Genomic DNA, 23,577 nt, shown 5'->3' with positions numbered 1-23,577 from the left:
TTCGCGGCTACTCCACCCTCGGGCGCACCAAGCCCGACTCGTAAGCGATCACGACCAGTTGGGCCCGGTCGCGTGCTCCCAGCTTCGCCATCGCCCGGTTCACGTGGGTCTTGACCGTGAGCGGGCTGACCACCAGGCGTTCGGCGATCTCGTCGTTGGAGAGGCCCGCCGCGACCTGGGTGAGGACTTCGCGCTCGCGCACCGTGAGGGCGGACAGGCGCTCGCCGTGGGCGCCCGGTGGGTCGCCCGAGCCGTCCCAGGTGCCGCCCTGGGCCAGGAACGTGGCGATCAGGCCCTTGGTGGCCGCAGGCGAGAGCAGGGCCTCGCCTGCCGCCGCGATACGGATGGCGTTCAGGAGCTCGTCCGGCTCGGCGCCCTTGCCGAGGAAGCCCGAGGCCCCGGCGCGCAGCGACTGCACCACGTACTCGTCGACCTCGAACGTGGTGAGCATCACCACATGCACACCGGCGAGTTCGGGGTCCTCGCTGATCATGCGGGTGGCGGCGAGGCCGTCCGTGCCGGGCATCCGGATGTCCATCAGGACGACGTCGGCCCGGGCGGACCGGGCCACCGCGACCGCCTCGGCGCCGTCCGACGCCTCCCCGACCACCTGCATCCCCGGCTCGGAGTCGACCAGGACACGGAACGCGGAGCGCAGCAGCGCCTGGTCGTCGGCGAGTACCACCCTGATCGTCATGCGCTGCCTTCCCACGGCCCCTCGGCCGCGGTCCGGACGGTGTCGGCCGCCTTGCGGGTCCGCGCCGTACGGGCCGTGTCGGCCGTCTTGACCGGCAGTATCGCCTGGACCCGGAAGCCGCCGCCGTAGCGGGGTCCGGCGGTGAGGCGGCCGCCGAGCGCGCTGACCCGCTCGCGCATCCCGAGCAGACCATGCCCGCCGCCGTCGCCGCCATCGGTCCCGGTGCCGTTGTCGATGACGGTGACCTCGGCGTTGGGCCCCACCCGCACCACGCTGACCTCGGCCTTCGCGTCGGGGCCCGCGTGTTTGCGTACGTTGGTGAGCGCTTCCTGGATCACCCGGTACGCGGCGAGGTCGACGGCCGCCGGGAGTCCGGCGCGTACGGCCGCGTCGATGGGGGCGAGGTCGACCGGGAGCCCGGCGCGGCGCACCGCGTCCAGGAGGTCGTCCAGGACCGCGAGGCCGGGGGCCGGTTCGGTGGGGGCCTCCGGGTCGCCGGACTGGCGCAACAGGCCGACGGTGGCGCGCAGTTCGTTCAGCGCCGAGCGGCTGGCCTCGCGTACATGCGCGAGCGCTTCCTTGGCCTGGTCGGGGCGCTTGTCCATGACGTGCGCGGCGACTCCGGCCTGCACGTTGACCAGCGCGATGTGGTGCGCGACGACGTCGTGCAGGTCGCGCGCGATGCGCAGGCGCTCCTCGGCGACCCGGCGGCGGGCCTCCTCCTCCCGGGTGCGCTCGGCCCGCTCGGCGCGCTCGCGGATCGACTCGACGATGGCCCGGCGGCTGCGCACGGCGTCCCCGGCGGTGGCGGCCAGGCCCGTCCAGGCGAGCACGCCGACGTTCTCCTGGGCGTACCAGGGCGCGTCCCCGAAGAACATCGCGGTGCCGGTGAGAACGGCCATGGTGGCGGTGCCGACGCGGTACGTGGTGGCGCGGTCGGTGTGAGCCGCGACCGTGTACAGCGCGACGACCGGGCTGATCGCGATGGGCGCGGGCGAGTTGCCCGAGAGCAGGTCGACGACGGTGACGGCGCTGGTCCAGGCGAGCACGGCCAGCGGGTTGCGACGGCGCAGGACCAGCGCGGCCGAGCCCAGCGTGACCAGGACGAGGGCGGTGGCGCTGGGGGTTCTGGTGCCGAAGACGGGGCCGTTGGAGCCGTGCGGGTCGGCGAAGGAGCCGACGATCATGCAGATGAGGACGACCGTGGCCAGGCCCGCGTCCCCTGCCAGGGGGTGGGCTCTGAGCCAGGCGTGCATACGGGCGAGCGTCACGGGTCCACGGTACGGGGGACTCCCCTGTCGGGGCCGCGCCCCGAACCCCGTACCTCGGTCAGCCCGGAATCAGGCCGTCGTCGCTCAGCATCTGGCGGACCTCGTCCAGGGACGCGTCCGGGGCCGGGAGGATGAGCTCCGAGGGCTCCAGGGCGTCGTCCGGCAAGGGCTCGCCCAGGCGGCGGACCGCGTCCAGGAGGGCGCCGAGGGTGCGGCGGAAGCCGTCCTCGTCACCCGCCTCCATCTCGGCGAGCAGTTCGTCGTCGAGCGTGTTCAGCTCGGCGAAGTGGCCGTCGGCCAGCTTCCACTGCCCCTCCCCCATGATCCGTACGATCATGGTGACTCCTCCTTGGCCTTGGCCTACTGCTTGTCGAAGCGGGGGGTCTGCTGGGGGCGGTCCTGCGGGGTCGACGTGCCGTTGCCGCCCTCGATGGCCTGCTGGCCCGAGGTGCCGCCGGTGAGCTCGGCCTTCATCCGCTGGAGCTCCAGCTCTACATCCGTACCACCGGAGATCCGGTCCAGCTCGGCCTGGAGGTCGTCCTTCTGCAGGCCCGACTGGTCGTCGAGCGCGCCGGAGGCCAGCAGCTCGTCGATCGCGCCGGCCCTCGCCTGGAGCTGCGCGGTCTTGTCCTCGGCACGCTGGATGGCCATGCCGACGTCGCTCATCTCCTCGGAGATGCCCGAGAAGGACTCGGCGATCCGGGTCTGCGCCTGGGCCGCCGTGTAGGTCGCCTTGATGGTCTCCTTCTTCGTACGGAAGGCGTCGACCTTGGCCTGGAGGCGCTGGGCCGCAAGGGTGAGCTTCTCCTCCTCGCCCTGCAGCGTCTGGTGCTGCACCTCCAGGTCGGAGACCTGCTGGGTGAGGGCGGCGCGGCGGGACAGCGCCTCGCGCGCCAGGTCCTCGCGGCCGAGCGCCAGCGCCTTGCGGCCCTGGTCCTCCAGCTTGGCCGACTGGCTCTGGAGCTGGTTCAGCTGCAGTTCGAGCCGCTTGCGCGAGGTCGCCACGTCGGCGACGCCGCGGCGCACCTTCTGAAGCAGCTCAAGCTGCTTCTGGTACGAGTAATCGAGGGTCTCGCGCGGGTCCTCGGCCCGGTCAAGGGCCTTGTTCGCCTTCGCGCGGAAGATCATCCCCATACGCTTCATGACACCGCTCATGGGCTTCGCGCGCCCCCTTCTGACGGACTCCAGCTCCAGCTGCTGCAACAGAACCCACAGTACGGGCCCTGCATCCATTACCGCACTGTTCGGACACGGATGCGCTCATCCCCAAGGACGACTGCGTCCCCGGGCGCTCCGGCGCAAGGAGTAGGTGACGGTCAGGGACCCCGCACTCACTTCCCGCACACCTTGGCGCGCACACCCCCAGTGACGCAAGGCGTTGCCGGATCGTTCCCCACCGGCCTGTGGTCGTCGCCCGCGACCCCGTACCCTTGGGCTTTGTGTTCCGTAGCCGTTCCAAGGAAGAGAAGGCCCCCACCGACAAGGTGACGGCGGACCTCTCCAAGCAGCCCCGCGACCCCGAGGCCCCCAAGGGCCGGCCCACGCCGAAGCGCGCCGAGGCCCAGACCCAGCGCCGTCGGGCGTCGACCGTGCCGACCGACCGCAAGGAGGCCGCCAAGCGCCAGCGCGAGGCCCGCCGCGCCGATCTCGCCAAGCAGCGCGAAGCGCTCGCCAACGGCGACCAGCGCTTTCTTCCTGCCCGCGACAAGGGTCCCGTGCGCAAGTTCGTGCGCGACTTCGTGGACTCCCGCTGGTGCATCGCCGAGTTCTTCCTGCCGCTCGCCGTGATCATCCTGGTCCTCTCGATGGTCCGGATCGGCAGCCTGCAGAACATCGCGCTGCTGCTATGGCTCGCCGTGATCGTGCTGATCGTCCTCGACTCGATCGGTCTGGCGTTCCGCCTGAAGAAGCAGCTGAAGGCGCGCTTCCCGGACGAGCCCACCAAGGGCGCGGTGGCGTACGGCCTGATGCGTACGCTCCAGATGCGCCGGCTGCGTCTGCCGAAGCCGCAGGTCAAGCGCGGAGAGCGGCCCTGAGCACGGAGGTCGCCGGTTTCAGCGGCGCCTCCGGCCACTGGCTGAAGGGCCTGGGCGGGCTGCGCAACACCGTGCGCCAGGAGCTCGTGGCCCGTCAGCTGGACGAGCAGATAGCCGCCCGCTTCCCGGTCGGCCAGCGGCTGCGCGTCCTCGACGTCGGTACGGGGCAGGGCACCCAGGCCCTGCGCCTGGCCCGCGCCGGGCACACCGTGACGGGCCTGGAGTCCGACCCGGAGATGCTGCGGGCGGCGCGCGAGGCGCTCTCGACCGAGCCGGAGGGCATCCGTGAGCGGGTGCGGCTGATCGAGGGCGACGGGCATGAGACGGGCGTGCACTTCCTGCCCGGCTCGTTCGACGTGGTGCTCTGCCATGGCGTGCTGATGTACGTGCAGGAGCCGGACGCGATGCTCGCGGGGCTGGCTCGGATGCTGGCCCCGGGTGGTCTGCTGTCGCTGCTCGTGCGCAACGCTGACGCCTTGGCCATGCGGCCTGGTCTTGCGGGGGATTGGTCTGCTGCGCTGGCCGCGTTCGACACCGATGCGTATACGAATCGGCTCGGGCTGTCGGTTCGTGCGGATCGTCTCTCGACGCTGACCCGGACTCTGGATGGCATCGCTGCGCCGTTGCACGCGTGGTACGGGGTGCGGGTCTTCACTGACAACGTGCCGAATGAGGTGCAGTTGCCTGCTGCGGATGAGCTCGATCGGTTGCTCGCGGCGGAGGACAAGGCCGGGCGGACCGATCCGTATCGGCAGGTTGCGGCGCTGCTTCATCTGTGTGGCGTGCGGGGCTAGTTCGTTTGTCTGCGGGCCGGTGGGGGCTGGTCGCGCCCACGCGGCGGAGCCGCAAATCGACACAGCCCCGCGCCCCTATAGGTGCGGGCACTCAGGTCGGCTCGGGGATTTCACGTCCTACTTGTGTGACCACTTCCGACGTCAGTTCTCAATTGCCCGCCCGGGAGACCTGGCGGGCTTTGTATCGGCATTTTCGGGCGCATCGTGGGGCCGTTGGCCTGGGGGCGTTGCTGACGCTCGTGGGGGCCGCCACCGGGCTGGCTCAGCCGTTGGCTGCCAAGGCTCTGGTGGATCGGCTCGGTGGGGATGAGCCGATCGGTGGGGTGCTGGCTCTGCTCACCGCGTTGGTGGTGCTCGGGACGGTGGTGGAGTCGTTCGGGGCGTACGTCCTTGAGCGCACCGCCGAGTCCGTGGTGCTCGCCGCCCGGCGCACCCTCATCGGGCGGCTGCTGCGGCTGCGGCTTCCCGAGGTGGAGCGGCTGCCGCCGGGGGATCTGATGTCCCGGGTGACCTCCGACACCACGCTGCTGCGGGCCGTCACCACCCAGTCCGTGGTCTCGGCCGCCACCGGCGGGCTCACCTTCCTCGCCACGATCGCGATGATGGCGTACATGGACGCCGTGCTGCTCGGCGTCACCCTCGGCGTGATCGTGCTGATCGGCTCCGCCGTGGCCCTGGTGATGCCGAAGATCGCGCGGGCCACCGCGCAGTCGCAGGCGGCGGTGGCGCAGATCTCCACGGTCCTGGAGCGGGCGTTCGGCGCCTTCCGTACGGTCAAGGCGTCCGGCGCCGAGGCGCGGGAGAGCGCGGTGGTGGACGCGGCCGCCGAGGAGGCCTGGCGGCACGGGGTGCGGTCGGCCAAGTGGCATTCGGTGGCCGGGACTTCGGTCGGCCTCGCGGTCCAGGTGTCGTTCCTGGCGGTGCTCGGCATCGGCGGGGCGCGGGTCGCCTCGGGTGCGATACCGGTGTCCACACTGATCGCGTTCCTGCTGTTTCTCTTCTATCTGATCGATCCCGTCTCGAAGCTGGTGCAAGCGGCCACCCAGTACCAGGTGGGGTCTGCCGCCATCGCCCGGATCGAGGAAGCCGAGCGGCTGGAAGTCGAGTCCCTGGCCGAGGTTCCGGCGCCGCGCGGCGCCGTGCCCGCGCCCCGGTCCGGGGCCGCCTCGGTGGTCTTCGACGCGGTGACGTTCCGCTACCGGGACGACCTTCCGCATGTGCATCACGGGGTCTCCTTCGAGGTGCCGGGGGCCGGGATGACCGCCTTCGTGGGGCCGTCGGGGGCCGGTAAGACGACCGTGTTCGGGCTGATCGAGCGGTTCTACGAGGCGACCGGCGGGCGGGTGCTGATCGACGGGCGGGACGTGCGCGAGTGGCCGCTGGCCGAACTGCGCGGCGCCATCGGCTATGTGGAGCAGGACTCCCCCGTGCTGGCCGGGACCGTGCGCGAGAACCTCGTCTTCGGGGCCCCGGACGCGACCGACGCCGAGATCGCCGACGTCCTCGTACGGGCGAAGCTGGACGCGCTCGTGGAGCGGCTGCCGGACGGTCTGGAGACCGTGGTCGGGCACCGGGGCTCGAAGCTGTCCGGTGGCGAGCGGCAGCGGGTCGCCATAGCCCGTGCGCTGCTGCGCAGACCCCGGCTGCTGCTCCTGGACGAGGCGACCTCGCAACTGGACGCCGTCAACGAGCTGGCACTGCGGGACGTGGTGGCCGAGGCCGCCCGGGACACGACCGTCCTGGTGGTGGCGCACCGGCTGTCCACGGTGACGCTGGCGGACCGGATCGTGGTCATGGAGGCGGGCAAGGTACGGGCGGTGGGCACGCATGCCGAGCTGGTGGCCGGGGACCCGCTCTACGGGGAGCTCGCGGCCACGCAGTTCCTGGCCACCAGCTCCTGAACGGATCGCGCCTCCACGCCTGATCGGACCTCCACAGGAGGCTGCTCGACGGAGCAGAAGGGACACTCCGGACATGGATGGATTGCTGAACCTCGGCCGTCGGCTGCTGCCCCCCGTGGCCGCCGCCGTCGCCACCGCCACGCTGCTCGCGGGCTGCACGGACACCGGGACACCGGCCAAGGCCGCCGACTCCACCCCGCAGGCCGCCCAGGCCGCCCAGGCCCCCGCCCAGGCCCCGCGCAAGGCCGACGGCAACGGCCTGCAGAGCGACTACGAGCGGGTGATCAAGGACGTACTGCCGTCGGTCGTCCAGATCGACGCGGCCAACAGCCTGGGCTCCGGCATCGTCTACGACGACCAGGGGCACATCGTCACCAACGCCCATGTGGTCGGCGGCGAGCGCCAGTTCAAGGTGTCCACGGCGACCGGCGGCGGCGCGGTCGGCGCCAAGCTCGTCGCGGCCTATCCCGAGCAGGACCTCGCCGTGATCAAGCTCGACTCGGTGCCCAGCGGGATGAAGGCCGCCAAGTTCGGCGACTCGACGAAGGTCGAGATGGGCCAGATCGTGCTGGCCATGGGCTCGCCGCTGGGCCTGTCCAGCAGCGTCACCCAGGGCATCGTCTCGGCGACCGGCCGCACGGTCACGGAGGGCGCGGCGGGCGGCGGCCCGGGCGCCACCATCGGCAACATGGTGCAGACCTCGGCCGCGATCAACCCGGGCAACAGCGGCGGCGCGCTGGTCAATCTGAACAGCGAGGTCATCGGCATCCCCACGCTCGCGGCCGTCGACCCGGACATGGGCGGCAGCGCGGCCCCGGGCATCGGCTTCGCGATCCCGGCCTCGATGGCGAAGACGGTCGCGGACCAGATCATCAAGAGCGGCAAGGTGACCGACTCGGGCCGGGCGGCCCTGGGCATCACCGGACGTACGGTCGTGGACGCGAACTACCAGCCCGCGGGCGTCGCGATCGTGGACGTGAAGCGGGGCGGGGCCGCCGACAGGGCGGGTCTGAAGGCCGGTGACATCGTCACCAGGATCGGCCGGATGGACATCACGACGATCACCTCGCTGTCGGAGGCGCTGGCCGCCGACAAGCCCGGCCAGACCGTCCAGGTGACGTACACACGCGGCGGCGGACCCAAGACCGCCACGGTCACGCTCGGCGAGATCTGACAGCCCCCACCGGGACACGACGGCGCCCGTGGACCTGGCCGGTCCACGGGCGCCGTACAGGCCGTTCGTCGATCAGGCGTCGACGGCGTCGTGCAGGCTCATCGGGCCGTAGATCTGCGTACTGTCCTCGAACAGGAACACCTGGTCGGCCCCGCCCTCAAGGAGGTCCTTCCAGACCTCGCCGATCCAGGACTCCGCGTCGCCCTGGGTCGTGAACTCCTCCGGCGCCACCGCCGGCTCGACCTCCGTCCCGTCGGACTTCTCGAATCGCCACGTCCACGCCATGTGCGCCTCCCGGGTCACGTTGCTGCCCGCAGCGTAGCCGGGCGCGCACCGAGTGCGGTGACGCGGGAGGATCGTCCTCGTGGAACTGACTCTCCTCGGCACCGGAGCCCCCGACGGGCTGCCGCGCCCCGACTGTCCCTGCGCCGCGTGCGCCTCGGCCCGCGGCGACCAGGCGCGGGCCGCGACCGCGCTGCTCGTCGACGGGGCCCTGCTGCTCGACCTGACGCCCGGCGCCGCGCTGGCCGCCGCCCGGGCCGGGCACTCGCTCACGGGCGTACGCCAGGTGCTGCTCACCCATCCGCACGACGGGCCCGCCGTGGAACTGCCCCCCGGCCTGCCGTCGGCCGGGCGGGTGCCGGACGGGCGGGTCCTGACGCTCATCAGCGGCCATCGCGTGCGGGCGGTGCCGATGGACGCGCCGGGCACGGGGTACGAGGTGACCTCGCCGGAGGGCGAGCGGCTGCTGTATCTGCCGCCGGGGGGCGCGCCCTCCGGGATGGCGGAGGTACGCCCGTACGACATGGTCCTGTGCGATGTCGTGGGGCGCCCGGACGCGCTGGCGCGGCTGCGCGCCGCCGGGGCCGTCGGGCCGACCACGGACGTGGTCGGCGTCCACATCGACCACGAGGTGCCGCCCGGGCGCGAGCTCGCCCGAAGGCTGGCCGCGGCCGGGGCGCGGGCGGTGCCGGACGGGACGACGCTGCTTGTCGGCGAGTACCACGCCGTGCCCGATCTCCCGCGCCGCACCCTGGTGTTGGGCGGTGCGCGCTCGGGCAAGTCGGTGGAGGCCGAGCGCCGTCTGGAGTCGTTCCCGGAGGTCGTGTACGTGGCCACCGGCGGCACCCGGGACGGGGACGCGGAGTGGGCCGCGCGGGTCGGGCTGCACCGCGAGCGCCGGCCCGGCTCCTGGCGTACCGAGGAGACCTGCGACCTGGTGCCGCTGCTCGCCGTGGACGGGCCGCCGCTGCTCGTGGACTGTCTGTCGCTGTGGCTGACCGACGCGATGGACCGGGCCGGGGCGTGGGAGGAGCCGAAGGTTCCCGACGCGCTGCGCGAGCGGGTGGACGAGCTGGTGGCCGCCGTCCGCGCCACCTCCCGGACCGTGGTCATCGTCAGCAACGAGGTGGGCTCCGGGGTGGTCCCCGCGACCCGCGCGGGACGGCTGTTCCGCGACGAGCTCGGCAGGCTCAACTCGGCGGTGGGCACGGAGTGCGAGCACGTCCTGCTCGTGGTGGCGGGACAGGCGCTCGCGCTGCGCGGCTGAGGAGGGGCCCGAAGTGGCCTTACCGGCCGCACCACTCGAAACCCGGGCCACCTGTGCCGGTACTGTTCGGCGAATGAGCAGGCTGAATCTCGACGACTTCTCCGATCTGATCGAACGCCCCGACAGCGGTGTGCGGCGTGACGCCGAGGAACGCCGGGAGCGGCTGACCGTGCCGTCCGGCGCGCTCGGCCGGCTCGACGAGCTGGGCGAGTGGCTTTCGGCCGCGCAGGGTGCGGTTCCGGTCAAACCCATCGAGCATCCGCGCGTGATCCTCTTCGCCGGTGACCACGGCGTCGCCGAGCTGGGCGTCTCCGCCCGCCCGGCGCGCTCCGCGCACACCCTGGTCCGCTCGGTGCTCGACGGCGCGGGCCCGGTCTCGGTGCTCGCGCGCCGCCTGGGCGCCCCCGTACGGGTCGTCGACGCGGGTCTGGACTGCGACCCGGAACTGCTGCCCGAGGACGTCGTACGCCACCGTGTGCGGCGCGGCAGCGGGCGCATCGACATCGAGGACGCGCTGACCGTCGAGGAGGCCGAGGCGGCCGTACGCCTCGGCATGAAGATCGCCGACGAGGAGGCCGACTCCGGCACCGACCTGGTCGTCCTCGGCGACCTCAGCGTCGGCGGCACCACGGCCGCGGCCACCCTGATCGCGGCGCTCTGCGGCACCGACGCCTCGGTCGTCACCGGCCGTGGCGGGGCCGGGATCGACGACCTGGCGTGGATGCGCAAGTGCGCCGCGATCCGCGACGCGCTGCGCCGGGCGCGGCCGGTTCTGGGCGACCAACTGGAGCTGCTGGCGGCCGTCGGCGGCGCCGACCTTGCCGCGACGACCGGTTTTCTGCTTCAGTGCGCGGTGCGCCGAATGCCGGTCATCCTCGACGGGGTGGTCTCCTCGGCCTGCGCGCTGGTGGCTCAGCGGGCCGCCTTCCGGGCTCCGGACTGGTGGCTGGCCGGTCAGCTGAGCGGTGAGCCGGGCCAGTCGAAGGCACTGGACCGGATGGCACTCAACCCTCTGCTCGATCAGGGCGTCACTGTGGGTGAAGGAACGGGGGCCCTGCTCGCTCTCCCCCTCGTGCAGGCCGCCGCCGCCCTGGCCGCGGAGCTGCCCGAGCGCGCGGAGACCGAAGGGGACCGCGCCGAAGACTGAGCCGTGGTGCGGCCGGGAGGTCCCCGGCCGCATCCGCGACCGCCATGACGCGCGCTGTCAGTTGCCCCATATGATCGCGTTTCATGGGAGAAGTCCGCTTGACCACCGAAGGATTGAACCGGAGCACCGTCCGGTCGCGTCGCAGTGCGGCATTTGCCGTCTGGTACCTGCGCGCCGTGACATTCATCAACTTCCTGAGCGCCTTCTGGGTTTCACTGGGCCAGGACCTTCGGCGTCACAACACGGACAACTATTTCACGCCGTACCTGCTGGACGCGGGATTCACCTCCGGCGTGCTCACGCTGTTCCTCGCCGTCACCATGCGCCGCCGCAAGCGCGCCGCCTGGATCCTCAACCTCGTGCTGAGCGGCCTGTTCCTGCTGCTGTTCGCGTTCGTCATGGTCTTCCCGGAGATCCGCCAGTACGCGCAGAACTGGGTGTCCCTGGTCCTGACCGCCGGCTTCGTGGTCGCCCTGCTGCTGGGGCGCCGCGAGTTCTACGCGAAGGGCGACCGCTCCAACCCGAAGCTCGCGGCGGCCGTCGCGGCGGGCGGTCTGCTGGTCACCTCGCTGCTTGCCACGCTGCTCGTCACGGTCACCAACAACTACACCGGCTCGCACCCCTCCACGTTCCTGGGCCGCTGGCGCTACGGCGTGATGCGGCTGGTCTCGCTGGCGCCGGACGACACCGACATCACCGGGATCTCCTCCCCGGGCTGGGTCGACGTGACCATCAACGTCATGTCCACGCTGCTGCTCATCGCGGTGATCTACGCGGCCTTCCGCAACCGCAAGGCCGTCGACCCGATCACCGTCGAGGACGAGGAGAAGCTGCGCGCGCTGCTCGACAAGCAGGGTGAGCGCGACTCGCTCGGCTACTTCGCGCTGCGCCGCGAGAAGAGCGTCATCTGGTCCCCCACCGGCAAGGCCGCCGTCACCTACCGCGTGATCAACAGCGTCTCGCTGGCCTCCGGCGACCCCATCGGCGACCCCGAGGCCTGGCCCGGCGCCATCGAGCTGTGGCTGGCCGAGGCCCGCGAGCACGGCTGGATCCCGGCGGTGACCGGCGCCAGCGAGGAGGCGGGCACCATCTACGCCCGGCACGGCCTGGACGCCCTGGAGATGGGCGACGAGGCGATCGTGGAGATCGCCGAGTTCACCCTGGAGGGCCGCGCCATGCGGACCGTCCGCCAGGCGTACAACCGGGTGAAGCGGGCCGGGTACGAGGTGAGAATCCGCCGCCACGCGGACATTCCTGCCGATGAGATGAGTGAACTGCTGCGCAAGGCCGACGACTGGCGCGACGGCGCCACCGAGCGCGGCTTCTCCATGGCCCTGGGGCGCCTGGGCGACCCGGCGGACGGCCAGTGCGTGATGCTGGAGTGCACCGACGGCGAGGGCGCCCTGCGGGCCGTCCTGAGCTTCGTGCCGTGGGGCCCCAACGGGCTCTCGCTGGACCTGATGCGCCGCGACCGCGACTCCGAGAACGGTCTGATGGAGTTCATGGTCATCGAGCTCCTCCAGCGGGCCAAGGAGATCGGGATCACCCAGGTCTCGCTCAACTTCGCGATGTTCCGCTCCGTCTTCGAACGTGGCTCGAAGCTCGGCGCCGGACCGGTACTGAGGCTGTGGCGCTCGCTGCTCAGCTTCTTCTCCCGCTGGTGGCAGATCGAGTCGCTGTACCGCGCCAACGCCAAGTACCGGCCGATCTGGGAGCCCCGGTTCACCCTGTTCGAGAAGAGCGCCGACCTGCCGCGCATCGCGATCGCGTCGGCGCGCGCGGAAGGCTTCCTGGAGGCGCCCGGGCTGCCCAAGTGGCTGCACCGCAAGCACCTGGAGTCCCAGAGGTGATGGTTCCCCGCTCCCTGCCGGGCCACGGACCAGTACGCCGGTTCGTCCGTCGGGAGTGGGGTCCGCTCTACCTCGCCGTCCGCTACGCGCTGGGCACCCAGCGCTGGCGGGCGATCCCCATGACGCTCGGCGCGGTCGCGCTGACGTCGTTCTTCCAGCTCGTGCAGAACCAGTCCTGGGGCTTTCGTCCGGTCCAGATCCTCGGCTCGGTGAAGGCCGAGGACGCCCTGTGGATCTCCCTTCTGCGCACCCCGCTGTCGCTCTTCGTGCCCGCCCTGGACCTGCCGGTCTGGGGCGCGCTCGTCCAGCTCCTGATGGTGTTCGGGATCGCCGAGATCTGCATCGGCCGCCGCTCCACCCTGCTCATCGCGTACGCGGCCACCCTGGCCGGCACGATGTACGCGCGCGTGGCCATCGCGCTCGGCCCCGGCGTCCTGGGGCTGCCCGCCTCGGACGCGCAGATGGTCGACACCGGCCCCTCGGCCGCGGTGGTCGGGCTCGCGGTGTACGTGTGCTGGCGCTACCGGGCGTACTGGACGGCCGGCGGGGTGGTCCTGGCCATGATCGTCGAGGTGGCGCTCAAGGCCAACCTCGCGGGCAAGGAGCACGTCGCCGCGCTGCTCGCGGTGGCGGTGCTGTGCTGGATCACCGCGGTACGCCAGAAGCGCCGCCGGGCCCGCGCGGCTCAGGGCCGGCGCACCGGCAGCCTGTCCGGGGCGCCCCCGATGAAGTCGTGAAGCCTGCGCCGCAGCCGCGTCCAGCGCCGGTCGTGCCGGTAGACCCGCATCGCCGACCGGGCCCGTGCCCGGGGCCGGTTGCGGTAGAAGCGGCGGGCCCACGGGGAGCCGGGCCGGGCGAGCCGGATCGCGCCGATCAGGGCCACGAACGGGACGAGCGTGCCCATGATCGCCATCCGGAACTTCCCCTTGAAGAGCGCGACCAGCACGAAACAGAAGTTGATCCAGAGGGTGAGGATGAACGAGGCCCGGTCGTGCTGCTCCTGCGGTGAGACGTCGTTGACCCCCAGCGGCGAGAACCCCGCGAGCGTGAGCAGCACCAGCGCGGCCGTCAGCACCACCACTTCGACGCTCTTGCGCCCCTGCTCGGTCCAGTAGACGTCGTCCAGGTGCAGGATCAGCGCGAACTCGTCGAGCACCAGGCCCGCGCCCATCCCGAACACCACCGCGAAGATGCTGGCGCCGATGCCGTGCCGCCCGGCGCCGACCGCGCCGAACCCGCCGAGGATCGTCAGGATCACCCCCGGCACCACATGGTGGATGTGCAGCCCGCCCGGCTTGATGTTGCGGAACGGGCCCCGCCCGGCCCGGATCAGCCGGGTGATCGTCCGCGTGACGAGGAAGGTCAGGACGAAGGAGCCGAGCGCGAGCAGCATCGGAAGCTTCCCCGGCTCGACGAAGTTCCGGTTGAACCAGTCCATGCCTTCGGCTTCCGCTCCCGTAGTACGCATTACGGGCAATTTACCGCCCGGCCGCACCGAACGGCGGCCGGACCGACGCGAGCACCACCGTGCGCCCCGGCGCGGGATACCCTGCGGCCGATGAACCCCATGGACGGCATACGTTTCGCCTTCGGCACCCTCACCGCTCTGCCGGTCCGGGTCACCCGCTGGGACCGCACGGCGGCCCGGGCCGGGATGCTCTGGGCGCCGCTGCCCGGTCTGGTGGTCGGCCTGTGCGCGGCGGCCGCCGGGGGCGCCTTCCTGCTCCTGGACTCCGGCCCCCTGCTCGCCGCCGTCGCCACCGCCGCCGTCCCGGCCGTACTCACCAGGGGCCTGCACCTGGACGGCCTCGCGGACGTGGCCGACGGCCTGGGCAGCGCCAAGCCCGCCGAGGACGCACTGCGGATCATGAAGCAGTCGGACATCGGCCCGTTCGGCGTCCTCACCCTGGTCTTCGTCCTCCTCGCCCAAGTGGCGGTCCTGGCCGAGCTGTACGCGATCAGCTGGACCCGGGGCGCGCTCGCGGCCACGATCGCGGCCGTGACGGCCCGCCTCACCCTCACCCTCGCCTGCCGCCCAGGCGTCCCCCCGGCCCGCCCGGACGGCCTGGGCGCAGCGGTAGCGGGCGCGGTCCCCGTACGAGCGGCGGTCCTGCTGGCGGTGGCACTGACGGCAGCGTGCGCGACGACGGCGGGAGCGGCGTGGGGCGCGGGAGCGGCGGTCCATTACGCGCTGGCGGTGGCGGCGGCGCTGACGGCAGCCCAACTACTCCTGTCGCACTGCGTGCGCAGGTTCGGCGGAGTGACGGGCGATGTGTTCGGAGCACTGGCAGAGACGGCCGCCACGACAACCCTGATCGTGTCGGCGCTGGGGACTTATTAGGGGCGCGGGGAACTGCGCGACAAGCCCCCACCGGCCCGCAGACAAAGAACTCAGCAGGCCTTACGCCAAGTACCAAGCTCCTTCTGCTTCTGCATAGAGCTGAGGTTCAACTTCCGGGCCTGGGAGCAGAACTGCCCCGGTTCACGCCCGTACTCGACGTGGAACACGGCCTTCCCCGCACGGATGAAGGGCGACAACTGCTCGCACTCCCCGAACTCCGCGCACTGCTCGTTGACGGCGAAGTCGAAGTCCCGTACCAAGTCCGGGATTTGATCCAGGTCATTTTTCAGGCCAACGGCCATCCCCCGGTCGTGGGCGAGACGGGCAACAAGTCGGTTGTACGCAAGCTGATGCGCACCGGTCAGCGGGAAACCGGTTTCGTTGGCATAGCCGTCCATGTTGTCCGGCTCCACCGCGTCGAACCCCTTCTGCCTGCACATGTCGAACCGCTTGGCCATCAGCGGACCCAGTACGTCGGTGCGGCGGATGTCGAGCCAGCGCTCGCCCTTCCAGCCGTTGCCCTTGCCGAGGACCGACTTGGGGAAGCTGTCGGCGTCGGGGCGGAAGTCCTCCCAGGCGCCGGTGGACACGTAACAGATGACCTTGCGCCCGCGCCGATGCAGATCGTCGACCTGCGCCTTGGAGATGTTGAAGCCGTCGACGTCGTACACCGGGACGTTCACCGTCGGGTCCAGCTTCCCGGTGAGCTGCCACTGCCAGGCCACCCCGGGCTTGGGCTGCCAGCGGCCGTGGTCGGCCTCCGGGGACGCGGACTGGGTCGGGCCGCCGGACGCGGACGGGGAGTGCGAACCGGACGGTGCGGGCTGGGCGTTGTCGCTCCCGTCCGCCCCCGCCCCGTCGTCGTCGGAGGACGAGGAGGAGCACCCCGCCACCAGGAGCAGAGGCAACAGCAGCGCGAGGGCGAAACGAGTCGTACGAGTCATCGGACCGGCTCCAGGAAGTGCGGCAGGGTGCCCCACGGGTGCGGGGCCTCGCCCGGTACCGCGCAGTGCACCCGGGTGGCCGGGCGCGCGCCGGGTGGGGCGGCGTAGACGAGATGGCAGAAGCGGTCCGGCGGATGGCCGTGCGTCCACTGCGGGACCTCCACCGAAGGATAGGTCGCCCAGGTGCCCTCGTACGTCACCAGCAGGTCGGCCAACTCCGCGTAACCGGGGTCCGGATGGACGCCGTGGTTGAGGACCAGCGTGCGGGCCCCGGCCGCGCGGGCGGCGACCGAGAGCCGCCGGTAGTGCGCGAGCAGCGCCGGGTCGGTGGCCGCCTGGTCCAGGAACGCGCCGTCGGCGCCGTACCAGTCGCGGTGGCGCAGCAGGTCCCGTACGACGTCGGCGTGCGGGCGGCGGCCGTAGTCGGTGTCCGCGTAGCCGAGGACCGGCACGCCCGCCGCGCGCAGCCGGGCGGCGGCCTCGGCGAACGCCGCATCGGGCGCCTCGCCCGCCCCGCTGGCCGGGTTGAGCACCACCCCGTACAGCCGGGGCGCGGCGGCGATCAGCGTCTCCCAGGCGTCGGGCCGGTCGGCGGGGTGGTCGTAGAACGGCACGAGCAGATCGCGGTGCGTCAGGTGCATGTCGTACGGGGTGTCCGTCCTCGGTCGTCCGGCCGGTGGAGTCGTGTGAGTGGTCATAGCCGGTGTGCCGTCGCCCTTCCCAGCAGGACGCCGACGAGTACGGCGTGCACGACGGCCGCCGCGCCCGCCACCACCGGCCCGACCGTGCTCGGGTGGCCCGCGCCGGTCAGCAGCGCGACGACCTGTATCCCGCCCGCCGCGCAGCACACGGCGGCCGCGCTGCGCACCGCGCCGAACGACTGGAGCAGCAGCGCCGTCCACAGCACCATGCCGGTGGCGAGCAGCCCGGCGAGCCGCAGCGCGCCGAGTTCGGGGGCGCCCGGCCACAGCAGCGTTCCGGCGACCGTGAGCGCGAGCAGCACGGCCAGATAGCCGCCGAGGCAGACCGCGATGGTGGCGGCGACGGCCTTGCGGAAGCCGTACGCCGTGGTGCTCGCCCGCAGCCCGGCCAGGCTCTCGCTGCGGAAGCGATACAGCAGCCACTCGGCCGGGCCCATGCTCAGCGTCAGCGCGACGGCCGAGGGCGCGGCCACGGCGGAGTCGGCGCCGTCGGCGAGCACATCGCCAACTGCCGTGTACAGCACGAGAATTCCGGTGCCGAGCCCGAACAGCGCGTACGGGACGGACGCGGCCAGCCGTGGCCCCGGGCGGTCGTCCGCCGCCGCGTCGCCGCCCTCCTTGGCCAGGGCCCGGGCCGCGAAGCCCGCGGCCGCAGCGAGGGAGAGGAGGAGCAGCCCGGTGCGCAGCGCGTCCGGCAGGTCGTACGAGACGGTCGGCGCCGCGCCCGCCGCCATCGGCACGAGCGCGCACAGCAGATCGCGCTCGCGCCCGAGGGCGAGCAGGACGGTGGCCGCCGCCAGATACACCGCCTGCCCGGCGGCGAACGCGGCGGCGGTCAGCTCGCCCGGACCTGCCGCCGCCAGCGCCACCAGCGCGCTCAGCACGGCCCCCAGCGGCGCCCCGACACGCAGCGCCCTGGCGGCGGTTGCGCGGTCGCCGAGGCCGAGCCAGGAGTAGGCGCGGTGCGAGAGGCCCTGGTTCCACACCCAGCCGGTGATCGCCCCGGCGAGCAGCGGGACCGTGCCCCAGGGCAGCCCGAGGCCGTTCGGCGGGCCCGCGAGCAGCGGCGCCCCCAACACGTACGCGAGGCCCGGCAGGGCGAAGAGCAGGCCGCGCAGCAGGCAGGCGGGCAGCGACGAGTGCCAGGGGTCGGCGGCCGGGCCCGCGACCTGCGGGTAGCGGCGCTCCACGCGCGCGTAGAGGTCCTCGGCGAGCGCGAAGGAGTCGTCGCGACCGTATGTGGTCCTTATATGGGCGTCGGTCATCCCGTCGGATTCGAGGATGGCGGCCACCTCGTCGGGATGGACGGCGGCCGCTATCAAGTCCTCCATGCGGTCGGTGAGTTCGTCGATGGGGTCGGCGGCGGCGCCGTGCGGGCGCTGGCGCGGGATGTAGGGCAGGGTGTCCTGGCCCTCCTTGCCCAGCCAGAGCGAGCCGCTCACCAGACGGATCCGTCCGACGCCAGCTCCCGGTACCAGGGGTCGGTGAGCTGGAGCGTCCAGTCGTCGGCCTCCTGCGGCGTCTCGGGGCAGCGCTCCTCGGCGAGTTGAGGCTCGGGGCACCCGGCGAGCTCCAGATAGATCCGGCGGAAGCCGTCCACGGACCGGTGCAGGGTGAACTGGTCGACGACCCTGGTCCGGGCCCGCGCACCCAGTTCGGCGCGGTACGCGTCGTCACGCAGCAGCGCGAGCGTGGCCTCGGCCATCAGCGCCGGTTCGCGCGGCGGGACCACGAGCCCCGCGTCCCCTACCGCCTCGCGCACCCCGCCGACGTCCGTGGAGACCGTGGCGCGGCCGCAGGACATGGCCTCGATGATGGAGAAGGGGAAGCCCTCACTGATGCTGGAGAGCATCACCACGCTCCCCGCCGCGTACGCGCTCGCGACGTCGCTGATGCGGCCCTCGTAGCTGATGCCGTCGCTCACGCCGAGTTCGGCGGCGAGCTTCTCCAGCTTGGTGCGGTAGTCCGCGTTGCCCGCCGGGACGGGGCCGAACAACCGCAGCCGTACCTCGGGCAGTTCGGCCCTGACCATGGCGTACGCCCGGATCAGGGTCCCCAGGTCCTTGATGGGGTCGACACGGCCGCACCAGCTCAGCGTGGGCACCGCGGGGTCGGGTCCGGCGTGCGGGAAGAGGTTGGGGTCCACGCCGTTGTAGACCGTGCGGATCCGGTCGGCCGGCGCCCCGCCGCGCTCCTCCCAGCGGCGGTTGTACTGGTTGCACGGGGTGATGAGGTCGGCCTGGCGGTAGCCCATCGAGTTGAGCTCCCGGTAGAAGCTCAGGATCACCGACTTCACCGGCCAGCTCTGCTCGCCCGTGCGGTAGCCGAGGTAGCGCTCGCGCAGATAGATGCCGTGTTCGGTCAGGAGAAAGGGCACACCGTCGAGGTGCTGGGCGGCGAGCGCGGGCAGGGTGGCGAGCCCGCTGCTGACCGCGTGCGCCACGCAGTCCTCCGGGAGCCGGGCGGCCAGCGGGCGCAGCGCGTGTTCCAGCAGGTCGGTGGCGGTGAGGGCGTCGTGCACGGTGGGCCGCGCGGCGGAGATCTGCAGATGCGGCATCGTCCAGATCCACATGAGCGAGCGCAGCGCGGCCTCCGAGCGCAGCGCCGCGGAGAGCCGCCCGGCCCGGGCCAGCCGCGCCAGGGCGTACAGGCCCTGGGCGAAGTCGCAGCCGGACTCCGGGTCGAGCATCGCGAGCAGGAACCGCTCATAGACGTCCAGGAAGCGGCGCCGCTCCTTGCCGAGGAGTGGCCGCCGTGCCGGCGCCGGTCCCCACAGCGGGAACGCGGTGTGCCGGTACACGTTCGGCGGCAGCTCCCAGGTGACCGGTTCACGTCCGCTGCCGGTGAGGGCGAGGACGTTGAAATCGACCTCCGGCATGCCTCGGACGAGCTGGTCGCACCAGGTGCTCACCCCTCCGTGGATGTGCGGATAGGTGCCTTCGGTGAGCATGGTGACATGACGGCCACTGCTCGGCATTGGTGTCCCCCCTGGACAGCGATGGCAGACGGCTGGTCAGGCCGGGAGCTTCAGCGTGATCGCCGCCTGGAAGACGTCGGGCGAGGACCAGGCGGAGCGCTGACCCGCGTACGGCGTGCCGAACACGGTGGTGCTGAGGAGCTGTTGCTTGACGGTGCCCTCGGGAGCGGTGACGGGCGCCACCACGCCCGACGGCGTCTGGACGGTCACGGTGTTCCCGATGCGGTACGCGGTGACCTTGCCGTCGGCGAGGGCCTGGGCCCAGGCGGTCTGGCGGCTGAGCTCGGTGCCGATGTCCTTCTGTCGCAGGTTCACGATGGGAGCACTGTCCGCGAACACGCCGCGGTAATCACCGAGCACCTTGTCGAGGACCGGGTAGGCGATCCGCTCCTCGGCGAGGTTGGACTGGTGGATGTAGTGCGGGCGCGGGTCGTTGCCCAGCACATGACGCAGGGCGGTGGTCGCCTCCTGCGGCACGATGTACGACTGGTAGCCGGTGGCGGTGTCCAGCGGCCCCGGCAGACAGGTCGACGTCGGGTTGTTCTCGCAGATCCCGCTGCCGCCGTCGGCCTTCGACGTGTAGATCCAGTTGTACTCGTCGGTCATCTCGGCTGCCTTGCCCGCGTTGTAGTACACGTTCATCGGGTAGCGCGGCACCGTGAGGGCGCCCCCGACCGGACGCTGCTGCGGCTCGCGCGAGTCGTCGCTCCCGGTCCACCTGACCCCGGCGTCGGCGAGCGCGGGGGCGAGGTTGGGGTTGTCCTGGGGCTGCTGCGGCAGGGTCTTCAGGCCGGAGTGCTCACCGGTGACCAGTTCGGTGCGGTCGACCGGAAGGCCCTTCTGCACGCCCCAGTTGTAGTTGTCGGTGATCTGGCCGTAAATGTCGCTGCGGCTCACCCACTGGGTGCTGCCGTCCGGGTTCGTGGCGCAGCTCCAGGGCACGGTGGTGGTGTTCTGGACGCAGCCGAGGAACTCATGGGTGTAGGTGTGGTTCTCCCACCGGAACTTGTCCTTGTCGGCGAGCAGCTGGTCGGAGAGCGGGTCGGAGCCCGCGTGTTCGCTCTTCCACTCCTCGCCGGAACCCGCGTTGTACAGCAGGTCGAGGGTGAGACCGCTGGACTGCTCCCACTGGGCGGCGTACTGGGCGTCGGCCGCCGTCATCCGGATGTCGCTGGTCTCGCCCCCTGGGCCGGCGCAGTCGAAGTCGCCGGGTGTGCAGTGGAGCGTGGTGTCCCAGCGGGCGTCCGGCGCGAGGACATCGTCGACATGCACGGCGAAGTAGTTGCGGCTCTGCCCGAGGTGTACGCCCTGGGTCAGCCATTCCACCATGCCACGGGCCAGTACCTTGAACTGCTCCTGGTACTGGTTGTAGGCGAAGGTGACGACGAGTTCGCTGCGGCCGTCGTGGGTGTAGGCGCCGAGCAGCGAACCGCCGGTGGGGGCGGTGAGATAGCTGGTGTAGCCGTCCCGGGGATGGCCCGCGTAGCCGTAACTCTCGGAGACGAGCGCGGAGTTGTCCTCGAAGACGACCGGCCCGTCGAGGTAGCCGAAGGGGCCCGTCTTCCCGGCGTCGGTGATCTGGGTCTTGGCGCCGTCCAGGACGCCGGCCCAGCCGCCGTTCTGATCCGTGTAGTCGAGCCCGACCTCGGGGTGGGCCCAGGTGTACGCGTCGATCTGGCGGATGCCGAAGGTCTGCTCGTAGGTCGCGAGCGCGGTCTGCTCGGGGCTGTCGGCGGAGCCGAACGGTATTTCGTTGGGCGTGATGACGCCCTGGAACTTGGCGCGGGGCCGTCCGTCCACCGTGTCGCCGAGGAACGCCGCGTCGACGGTCTGACGGCCGGAGTCCCCGAGCTTCACCGTCTGGTAGGGCAGTCCGATGCTCTTGAGCTCCCACACCAGCGCGTCGACGGCGCTGCCGCCGTCGTCCAGGACGAGCACCTTCAGATCGATCCTCGCAGGTGTCGCCGCCGCGTCGGCCGAGGCCGCGGGTATGCCCGCCGCCAGGAGGCCGGCGGCCAGCAGCGCCACCGTGGCTCTGCCCGCGGTCGAGCCGTACACCTTCTTCATGTTCCCCCCTCATGGGGGCCCTTCCGCATGCGTACGCACATAGGAGGACCTGTGGAGATGATGCAAAGGAGCCCCGTGCGCCCTTGCCCGAACGGGCCGAGTGTGACCGAGCGACCACAGTCTGGCGGGGAAACATTGAGGAGACACCACGGATGAGTGAATTACCGCCGCCGTGATCGAAGCGCACTTGCGCGCGTACGCTCGTATCCGCGCCCAACTCGGCCGATTTACGATGCGCCGGGGCACAGCCGACCCATCCCTCGGCTCGGAAACTCAACGGAAGAGAGACTTCACCACCGTGACTGCTCTGACTCTCAGCACTGCCGGTGCCGCGACGCTGCGCGCCGACGCCATCGTCGTCGGCGTCGCCAAGGGCGCCAAGGGCGCCGTCGTCGCCGCCGGCGCCGAGGCCGTGGACAAGGCGTTCGGCGGCAAGCTCGCCGGCGTCCTGGAGACCCTGGGTGCCTCCGGTGCCGAGGGCGAGGCGACCAAGCTGCCGTCGCCGTCCGGCCTGAAGGCGCCGGTCGTGCTGGCGGTCGGGCTGGGCGCGGCTCCCGAGAAGGACGAGGCGTTCGGCGCCGAGGCGCTGCGCACCGCCGCCGGTGTCGCGGCCCGCGCGCTGACCGGCACCAAGAAGGCCGCGTTCGCGCTGCCGATCGAGGCCGCCGAGGACGTCGCCGCGATCGCCGAGGGCGCACTGCTCGGCGCGTACGCCTTCACCGCGTACCAGGAGAACGGCAAGGGCGCGAAGGCGCCACTGGCCGAGATCGCCCTGCTCGGCGCCAAGCCGCGTGACAAGGCTCACAAGGCGGCCGCCGAGCGCTCCATCATGCTGGCCGAGGAGATCAACCGGGCCCGCGACCTGGTGAACACCCCGCCGAACGACCTCTACCCCGAATCCTTCGCGGCAGTCGCGACGGCGGCGGGCAAGGAGCACGGCGTCAAGGTCCAGGTGCTCGACGAGAAGGCGCTCACCAAGGGCGGCTTCGGCGGCATCCTGGGCGTCGGCACCGGCTCGGCCAACCCGCCCCGCCTGGTGAAGATCGCGTACACGCACCCCGAGGCGGCCAAGTCGCTCGCCTATGTCGGCAAGGGCATCACCTACGACTCGGGCGGCATCTCGCTGAAGCCGGCCGGCCACAACGAGACGATGAAGTGCGACATGGCCGGCGCCGCCGCCGTCTTCGCCGCCGTCGTCACGGCCGCGCGCCTGGGCCTGCGGGTCAACGTCACCGGCTGGCTGGCGCTCGCCGAGAACATGCCGTCGGGCACCGCCACCCGCCCGGGCGACGTGCTGCGCATGTACAGCGGCAAGACCGTCGAGGTCCTGAACACCGACGCCGAGGGCCGTCTGGTCCTGGCCGACGCGCTGACCAAGGCCTCCGAGGAGAACCCGGACGCGATCGTCGACGTGGCGACCCTGACCGGCGCCATGGTCCTCGCGCTCGGCAACCGCACCTTCGGCGTGATGGCCAACGACGACGCCTTCCGCACCGCGGTCCACGAGACCGCCGAGGAGGCCGGCGAGCCGTCCTGGCCGATGCCGCTCCCCGCCGACCTGCGCAAGGGCATGGACTCCCCGACCGCCGACATCGCCAACATGGGCGAGCGGATGGGCGGCGGCCTGGTGGCCGGTCTGTTCCTGAAGGAGTTCGTGGGCGAGGGCATCACCTGGGCCCACCTGGACATCGCGGGCCCGGCCTTCAACGAGGGCGCCCCGTTCGGCTACACCCCCAAGGGCGGCACCGGCTCCGCCGTGCGCACCCTGGTCCGGCTGGCCGAGCGCACCGCCGACGGCGAGCTGGGCTGACACCGTATGACCTGGGCCGACGCCCGGTGACACAGACGGCCTCGGGCATACGTCCGAGGCCGTTCGTGTTCACCCCCCGGACACATCCGGTGTCCATGCTCCGATGACGTCCGGATTCCGCTCTGGACGAAATCGGTACTTCCGTACGCGGCGATCGCCCCCGCAACCGGCGATCGGCCGTCCCACAGCCCGGCCCCGCGTCCCGCCTTCCGGCAACAAGTGCGAAGATGGGTTCTCGGCAGGACAGGGCCCCCACCACAGGGCCGACGAAGACAGCGGCCGAACACCAGCCGCCGACCGGTCAGCGGTGACCGGCGA

21 protein-coding genes are annotated in these 23,577 nt (G+C 71.8%); 10 read left to right on the top strand and 11 right to left on the bottom strand.

Annotation, left to right across the window (positions count from 1 at the left end; all coding sequences use genetic code 11):
• Window positions 1–7 precede the first annotated feature (7 nt).
• From ACT1U9_RS22855 to ACT1U9_RS22840, 4 genes are all read right to left on the bottom strand, one after another.
• Complete coding sequence (locus ACT1U9_RS22855; protein ID WP_444534536.1) at window positions 8–697, bottom strand: response regulator; 690 nt, start codon at window positions 695–697, stop codon at window positions 8–10.
• Window positions 694–1,953, bottom strand: coding sequence for a sensor histidine kinase (locus ACT1U9_RS22850; protein ID WP_444539223.1), 1,260 nt, complete (start codon window positions 1,951–1,953; stop codon window positions 694–696). Before ACT1U9_RS22850 ends, ACT1U9_RS22855 begins: the two co-directional genes overlap by 4 nt.
• 73 nt (window positions 1,954–2,026) lie before the next feature.
• Window positions 2,027–2,305, bottom strand: a complete 279-nt coding sequence (gene pspAA, locus ACT1U9_RS22845) for a PspA-associated protein PspAA (protein ID WP_444534535.1) — start codon at window positions 2,303–2,305, stop codon at window positions 2,027–2,029.
• A gap of 23 nt (window positions 2,306–2,328) precedes the next feature.
• Window positions 2,329–3,123: a PspA/IM30 family protein gene (locus tag ACT1U9_RS22840; RefSeq protein ID WP_444534534.1), complete on the bottom strand. Its 795-nt coding sequence runs from the start codon at window positions 3,121–3,123 to the stop codon at window positions 2,329–2,331.
• Window positions 3,124–3,407: 284 nt separating this feature from the next.
• On the opposite strand from ACT1U9_RS22840, the gene ACT1U9_RS22835 reads away from it, so the two are divergent.
• The 4 genes from ACT1U9_RS22835 to ACT1U9_RS22820 all read left to right on the top strand — a co-directional run bounded on the left by ACT1U9_RS22835 (window position 3,408) and on the right by ACT1U9_RS22820 (window position 7,873).
• On the top strand, window positions 3,408–4,004 hold the full coding sequence (locus ACT1U9_RS22835; RefSeq protein ID WP_444534533.1) for a DUF3043 domain-containing protein: 597 nt from the start codon (window positions 3,408–3,410) through the stop codon (window positions 4,002–4,004).
• A gap of 86 nt (window positions 4,005–4,090) precedes the next feature.
• Window positions 4,091–4,798, top strand: a complete 708-nt coding sequence (locus tag ACT1U9_RS22830) for a class I SAM-dependent methyltransferase (protein ID WP_444534532.1) — start codon at window positions 4,091–4,093, stop codon at window positions 4,796–4,798.
• Window positions 4,799–4,905: 107 nt separating this feature from the next.
• Window positions 4,906–6,699 carry an ABC transporter ATP-binding protein gene (locus ACT1U9_RS22825; protein WP_444539222.1) on the top strand — a complete coding sequence of 598 codons (1,794 nt, stop codon included), beginning with the start codon at window positions 4,906–4,908 and terminating at the stop codon, window positions 6,697–6,699.
• 73 nt (window positions 6,700–6,772) lie between these two features.
• Window positions 6,773–7,873, top strand: a complete 1,101-nt coding sequence (locus ACT1U9_RS22820; RefSeq protein WP_444534531.1) for a S1C family serine protease — start codon at window positions 6,773–6,775, stop codon at window positions 7,871–7,873.
• Between the two features lie 72 nt (window positions 7,874–7,945).
• Here the strand turns inward: ACT1U9_RS22820 and ACT1U9_RS22815 are convergent, their stop codons facing one another.
• Window positions 7,946–8,158 (bottom strand): hypothetical protein, encoded by a 213-nt coding sequence (locus ACT1U9_RS22815; RefSeq protein ID WP_188274043.1) that lies wholly within the window; start codon window positions 8,156–8,158, stop codon window positions 7,946–7,948.
• 79 nt (window positions 8,159–8,237) lie between these two features.
• Between ACT1U9_RS22815 and ACT1U9_RS22810 the strand changes: the two genes are divergently transcribed.
• From ACT1U9_RS22810 to ACT1U9_RS22795, 4 genes are all read left to right on the top strand, one after another.
• Complete coding sequence (locus ACT1U9_RS22810; protein ID WP_444534530.1) at window positions 8,238–9,422, top strand: bifunctional adenosylcobinamide kinase/adenosylcobinamide-phosphate guanylyltransferase; 1,185 nt, start codon at window positions 8,238–8,240, stop codon at window positions 9,420–9,422.
• 73 nt (window positions 9,423–9,495) lie between these two features.
• Window positions 9,496–10,569 (top strand): nicotinate-nucleotide--dimethylbenzimidazole phosphoribosyltransferase, encoded by a 1,074-nt coding sequence (cobT, locus tag ACT1U9_RS22805; RefSeq protein ID WP_444534529.1) that lies wholly within the window; start codon window positions 9,496–9,498, stop codon window positions 10,567–10,569.
• A gap of 83 nt (window positions 10,570–10,652) precedes the next feature.
• Window positions 10,653–12,419 (top strand): phosphatidylglycerol lysyltransferase domain-containing protein, encoded by a 1,767-nt coding sequence (locus ACT1U9_RS22800; protein ID WP_444534528.1) that lies wholly within the window; start codon window positions 10,653–10,655, stop codon window positions 12,417–12,419.
• Window positions 12,419–13,156 (top strand): hypothetical protein, encoded by a 738-nt coding sequence (locus ACT1U9_RS22795; RefSeq protein WP_444534527.1) that lies wholly within the window; start codon window positions 12,419–12,421, stop codon window positions 13,154–13,156. The genes ACT1U9_RS22800 and ACT1U9_RS22795 overlap by 1 nt, the downstream gene beginning before the upstream one ends.
• On the opposite strand, the gene ACT1U9_RS22790 is transcribed toward ACT1U9_RS22795, so the two are convergent.
• Window positions 13,105–13,887: a hypothetical protein gene (locus tag ACT1U9_RS22790; protein WP_444534526.1), complete on the bottom strand. Its 783-nt coding sequence runs from the start codon at window positions 13,885–13,887 to the stop codon at window positions 13,105–13,107. The two genes, ACT1U9_RS22795 and ACT1U9_RS22790, sit on opposite strands and share 52 nt — an antisense overlap.
• A gap of 90 nt (window positions 13,888–13,977) precedes the next feature.
• On the opposite strand from ACT1U9_RS22790, the gene ACT1U9_RS22785 reads away from it, so the two are divergent.
• Window positions 13,978–14,760: an adenosylcobinamide-GDP ribazoletransferase gene (locus ACT1U9_RS22785; protein ID WP_444534525.1), complete on the top strand. Its 783-nt coding sequence runs from the start codon at window positions 13,978–13,980 to the stop codon at window positions 14,758–14,760.
• Between the two features lie 50 nt (window positions 14,761–14,810).
• Here the strand turns inward: ACT1U9_RS22785 and ACT1U9_RS22780 are convergent, their stop codons facing one another.
• The 5 genes from ACT1U9_RS22780 to ACT1U9_RS22760 are packed head-to-tail and all read right to left on the bottom strand — an operon-like array spanning window position 14,811 to window position 21,449.
• A complete protein-coding gene (locus ACT1U9_RS22780) occupies window positions 14,811–15,704 on the bottom strand; it encodes an endo alpha-1,4 polygalactosaminidase (RefSeq protein WP_444534524.1) in 894 nt (297 codons plus the stop codon).
• Window positions 15,701–16,345 (bottom strand): spherulation-specific family 4 protein, encoded by a 645-nt coding sequence (locus tag ACT1U9_RS22775; RefSeq protein ID WP_444534523.1) that lies wholly within the window; start codon window positions 16,343–16,345, stop codon window positions 15,701–15,703. Before ACT1U9_RS22775 ends, ACT1U9_RS22780 begins: the two co-directional genes overlap by 4 nt.
• A gap of 53 nt (window positions 16,346–16,398) precedes the next feature.
• Window positions 16,399–17,847, bottom strand: coding sequence for a hypothetical protein (locus tag ACT1U9_RS22770; RefSeq protein WP_444534522.1), 1,449 nt, complete (start codon window positions 17,845–17,847; stop codon window positions 16,399–16,401).
• Window positions 17,844–19,382, bottom strand: a complete 1,539-nt coding sequence (pelF, locus tag ACT1U9_RS22765; RefSeq protein ID WP_444534521.1) for a GT4 family glycosyltransferase PelF — start codon at window positions 19,380–19,382, stop codon at window positions 17,844–17,846. Before pelF ends, ACT1U9_RS22770 begins: the two co-directional genes overlap by 4 nt.
• A 36-nt stretch (window positions 19,383–19,418) precedes the next feature.
• Entirely contained in the window at window positions 19,419–21,449 is a 2,031-nt protein-coding gene (locus ACT1U9_RS22760; RefSeq protein ID WP_444534520.1) for a hypothetical protein, read from the bottom strand.
• 298 nt (window positions 21,450–21,747) lie between these two features.
• Between ACT1U9_RS22760 and ACT1U9_RS22755 the strand changes: the two genes are divergently transcribed.
• Entirely contained in the window at window positions 21,748–23,259 is a 1,512-nt protein-coding gene (locus ACT1U9_RS22755) for a leucyl aminopeptidase (protein ID WP_444534519.1), read from the top strand.
• Window positions 23,260–23,577: the final 318 nt, after the last annotated feature.

The organism is Streptomyces sp. BR1 (assembly GCF_052373795.1).
Taxonomy (GTDB): Bacteria; Actinomycetota; Actinomycetes; order Streptomycetales; family Streptomycetaceae; genus Streptomyces.
This window is presented reverse-complemented; position numbering and strand designations above follow the sequence as displayed.

Bases quoted from the DNA above. Each gene is read 5' to 3' on its own strand.
- ACT1U9_RS22855 (WP_444534536.1), bottom strand. From the start codon at position 697: ATGACGATCAGGGTGGTACTCGCCGACGACCAGGCGCTGCTGCGCTCC.
- ACT1U9_RS22850 (WP_444539223.1), bottom strand. From the start codon at position 1,953: ATGCACGCCTGGCTCAGAGCCCACCCCCTGGCAGGGGACGCGGGCCTG.
- pspAA (WP_444534535.1), bottom strand. From the start codon at position 2,305: ATGATCGTACGGATCATGGGGGAGGGGCAGTGGAAGCTGGCCGACGGC.
- ACT1U9_RS22840 (WP_444534534.1), bottom strand. From the start codon at position 3,123: ATGAGCGGTGTCATGAAGCGTATGGGGATGATCTTCCGCGCGAAGGCG.
- ACT1U9_RS22820 (WP_444534531.1), top strand. From the start codon at position 6,773: ATGGATGGATTGCTGAACCTCGGCCGTCGGCTGCTGCCCCCCGTGGCC.
- ACT1U9_RS22815 (WP_188274043.1), bottom strand. From the start codon at position 8,158: ATGGCGTGGACGTGGCGATTCGAGAAGTCCGACGGGACGGAGGTCGAG.
- cobT (WP_444534529.1), top strand. From the start codon at position 9,496: ATGAGCAGGCTGAATCTCGACGACTTCTCCGATCTGATCGAACGCCCC.
- ACT1U9_RS22800 (WP_444534528.1), top strand. From the start codon at position 10,653: ATGGGAGAAGTCCGCTTGACCACCGAAGGATTGAACCGGAGCACCGTC.
- ACT1U9_RS22795 (WP_444534527.1), top strand. From the start codon at position 12,419: ATGGTTCCCCGCTCCCTGCCGGGCCACGGACCAGTACGCCGGTTCGTC.
- ACT1U9_RS22790 (WP_444534526.1), bottom strand. From the start codon at position 13,887: ATGCGTACTACGGGAGCGGAAGCCGAAGGCATGGACTGGTTCAACCGG.
- ACT1U9_RS22785 (WP_444534525.1), top strand. From the start codon at position 13,978: ATGAACCCCATGGACGGCATACGTTTCGCCTTCGGCACCCTCACCGCT.
- ACT1U9_RS22780 (WP_444534524.1), bottom strand. From the start codon at position 15,704: ATGACTCGTACGACTCGTTTCGCCCTCGCGCTGCTGTTGCCTCTGCTC.
- ACT1U9_RS22775 (WP_444534523.1), bottom strand. From the start codon at position 16,345: ATGCACCTGACGCACCGCGATCTGCTCGTGCCGTTCTACGACCACCCC.
- pelF (WP_444534521.1), bottom strand. From the start codon at position 19,382: ATGCCGAGCAGTGGCCGTCATGTCACCATGCTCACCGAAGGCACCTAT.
- ACT1U9_RS22760 (WP_444534520.1), bottom strand. From the start codon at position 21,449: ATGAAGAAGGTGTACGGCTCGACCGCGGGCAGAGCCACGGTGGCGCTG.